Origin of the sequence: Mesorhizobium sp. M1E.F.Ca.ET.063.01.1.1 (genome assembly GCF_003998155.1) — a bacterium.
Lineage (GTDB): Bacteria > Pseudomonadota > Alphaproteobacteria > Rhizobiales > Rhizobiaceae > Mesorhizobium.
Genome location: NZ_RZSC01000729.1, coordinates 1 through 2,911 on the forward strand (window position 1 = coordinate 1; position 2,911 = coordinate 2,911).

Here is a 2,911-nt window from a genome sequence, read left to right on the forward strand (position 1 = left end):
TCTGTCAACGTGCTTGCGATCGTCGACGAGCGCGGCCGCAGAACCGGGCGAGCCATCCGGGGCATACCAGTCGTGGGTCCGCTGGACAAACTCCCTCAGATATTGGACCGGTTCGAGGCGCGGGGGCGCCGGGCCGAGGCAATAATCCTCACTCGATCGCGCGATGAATTTCAGCAGTACGCCAGTCTCGAGGAGCTGGTGGAGATCGCGGCACAGCAAAAGCTCGAGTTGCTGATGCTCCCAAACCTGCTCGACATGAAGAGCATCGATGCGGAGATCGAACTTACCCCGATAAAGTTGGAGGATCTTCTGCAGCGCGCGCCCGTCAAGTTGGACACGCGCAAGATTGCCGCCATGATTGGCGGCAAAAACGTAATGATCACTGGAGCGGGCGGTTCGATCGGGTCCGAGTTGGCGCGGCAGGTGGCGGAGCTGAGCCCTCTAAGCCTCGTTCTGGTGGACGCCAACGAGTATGCGCTCTACTGCATCAAATCCGAGCTGACCCAAAAACGCCCTGACACGCGGATCGACGCCGTGCTTTGCAACGTGCGTGAGAGGGATGCGATTAGCAATATCGTTGAAACCCATGCGCCACATCTGATCTTCCATGCAGCTGCTTTGAAGCACGTGCCGATGGTCGAAGCGCAGCCGATCGAAGGCATTTTCACAAATGCCATCGGTACCCGGAATGTTGCCGACGCCGCGCTCCGCTGGAAAGTCTCCAAGATGATCATGGTGTCGACTGACAAGGCTGTGAACCCGGCAAACGTCATGGGTGCCACGAAACGAATGGCGGAAATGTATTGCCAGGCAATGGATCTCGACCAGAAGACGTGCACCACGCGCTTCATGACCGTTCGCTTCGGCAACGTATTGGGATCAGCCGGATCGGTAGTTCCCCTCTTTGAACAGCAGATAAAGGCCGGCGGGCCCGTAACAGTGACCCATCCGGAGATCGTTCGCTTTTTCATGACGATCCCGGAAGCATGTCTTTTGGTCCTGCAGGCGGCGGCTCATGAGCCGGACAAGATTGATGAGCGAGGCCGGATCTTTGTCCTCAATATGGGGTCACCCGTGAAGATCGCCGATCTCGCGAGGAACCTCATTCGTCTCTCAGGACGCCGGCCGGACACTGACATTGAAATCGCTTACACCGGGCTGCGCCCCGGAGAGAAACTCTACGAGGAATTGTTCGACCGTAGCGAAACACTGAGCGAGACTGGCTCGCCGGGAATCCTGGCAGCGTCCGCACGATCGATTGAGCGGGCGGTGATCGTGCGTATCTTCGATGAGATGCAGCGCATGGTAGACGATCTGGATGTGGAGGGCGCGCTACGACTTCTCCAATCGACCGTACCGGAGTTCACCGCGGGACCTGATATCCACCTGACAATGAGCAGAGCGCGCTCGCTACGGCAATGAACGTCACCTACCGCTGGCGGATCGTCAGACAGCAGGTGGCGTGGGCAGTGGCAACTGTTGCGTTATGCTGTATCGGGATTTTGGTCGGAGGACCTTTCTTGCTGGCTTCGGCAGCGGCGCTGTGCAACGTGTTGCAGGTTTTCTTCTTTGCCAAGCGCGTTCGGGATAGATTCGAGGTAGACGCTACGGTCTTGGCGCTCCTTCGTGCAAAATCCGCCACCCCTTCGACAAGCCCCTGATGTGAACCGCTGCCCGCTTTAGACAGCGTGGCCAACCAATGACGGGAACAAAAAATTCAGCAGGTTATATGGTGGGCGATGACGGGCTCGAACCGCCGACATCTTCGGTGTAAACGAAGCGCTCTACCAACTGAGCTAATCGCCCGCTCCGGGCCGGACCTTTAAGCAGTTAGGGCTCTATTCGCAAGGCCCAATGAACAGCCGGCGCACCCGCTGTCAGGCGGATTTCCCCAATGCCGGCGCACTTGTCAAAAAACCTTCCGCTGATTGCTGATATGCTCACATGCCGCGCTTGACACCCGCAAACGAACCCCTTATCCAGCGCCCCAACGACGAACACGCCTTATACGTGCTCGTCAGTGCGCGGGTGTAGCTCAGTCGGTTAGAGTGCCGGCCTGTCACGCCGGAGGTCGCGGGTTCGAGCCCCGTCACTCGCGCCAGTCTTTTCAAGGGTTTAGGCTCTACGCTCCAAAGAAGTTTCAACTGCCGACCCTGGATGCGCAAGCTCTGGCAGCGCTCGTTCCGCTCCGCCGCGATCGCGTATGCCTGAGGCCCGTCTGGTCCACACCGCACGATCGAGAGGCCAAGAGCCTTCGCCATTGTCGTCGTATTGCGCTCAGCCGAGTTCTTGGGCGAGCCCGATGAGAAGCCCTTCAGGCCCGCGGATGTAGCAGAGCCGGTACGCGTCTTTATACTGGACTACTTCGCCTACGAGCTGCGCGCCGCGATGGCGGAGCTTTTCAAGCGTCTCGTCGATGTCGTCCACGGCGAACATGACGCGCAGGTAGCCTAGAGCGTTCACCGAGGCGTTGCGGTGATCCGCGACTACAGGCGGCGTGAGGAAGCGGGATAGCTCGAGCCGGCCGTGGCCGTCCGGCGTGCGCATCATGGCAATCTCGACGCGCTGATCGCCCAATCCAGTGACACGTCCGGCCCATTCTCCTTCGATCGTGGCCCGCCCTTCGAGCTCAAGGCCGAGCTCGCGAAAGAAATCAATCGTCCCTTCGAGGTCATCGACGACGATTCCTACGTTGTCCATCCGTTTGAGTGCCATGTGTTCAGGCTACAAGGTGCCGTCCAGGCCGTAAACTCATAAGCGCCGGGGCGCCCTTGAAATGGCCGGCGTCGAGTTCATCTCAGAGAACGGCGGCGGCGCCGGCATGAGGTTGAGAAAGGCTGGATCGTCAAGCGCTTCTCACCGGCAGCCACCTGAAGGAAGGCACTGCTCACGCCGGCGGCCATTTATGAAG

The 2,911-nt window shown here is 59.3% G+C and carries 2 protein-coding genes and 2 tRNA genes; 2 read left to right on the forward strand and 2 right to left on the reverse strand.

Annotation, left to right across the window (positions count from 1 at the left end):
- The coding region (locus EOA29_RS31330) for a nucleoside-diphosphate sugar epimerase/dehydratase (RefSeq protein WP_145969902.1) at positions 1-1,422 on the forward strand (1,422 nt) is incomplete at its 5' end.
- A 308-nt stretch (positions 1,423-1,730) separates the two neighbouring features.
- Here the strand turns inward: EOA29_RS31330 and EOA29_RS31335 are convergent.
- A tRNA-Val gene (locus tag EOA29_RS31335) sits at positions 1,731-1,806 on the reverse strand.
- A 218-nt stretch (positions 1,807-2,024) separates the two neighbouring features.
- Here EOA29_RS31335 and EOA29_RS31340 point away from each other — a divergent pair.
- A tRNA-Asp gene (locus EOA29_RS31340) sits at positions 2,025-2,101 on the forward strand.
- 176 nt (positions 2,102-2,277) lie between these two features.
- On the opposite strand, the gene EOA29_RS31345 is transcribed toward EOA29_RS31340, so the two are convergent.
- Positions 2,278-2,715 carry a VOC family protein gene (locus EOA29_RS31345; RefSeq protein WP_126093562.1) on the reverse strand — a complete coding sequence of 146 codons (438 nt, stop codon included), beginning with the start codon at positions 2,713-2,715 and terminating at the stop codon, positions 2,278-2,280.
- Positions 2,716-2,911: the final 196 nt, after the last annotated feature.

What these genes read in the sequence shown, in the direction of transcription:
- EOA29_RS31345 (WP_126093562.1), bottom strand. Translation starts at nt 2,715, where the DNA reads ATGGCACTCAAACGGATGGACAACGTAGGAATCGTCGTCGATGACCTC.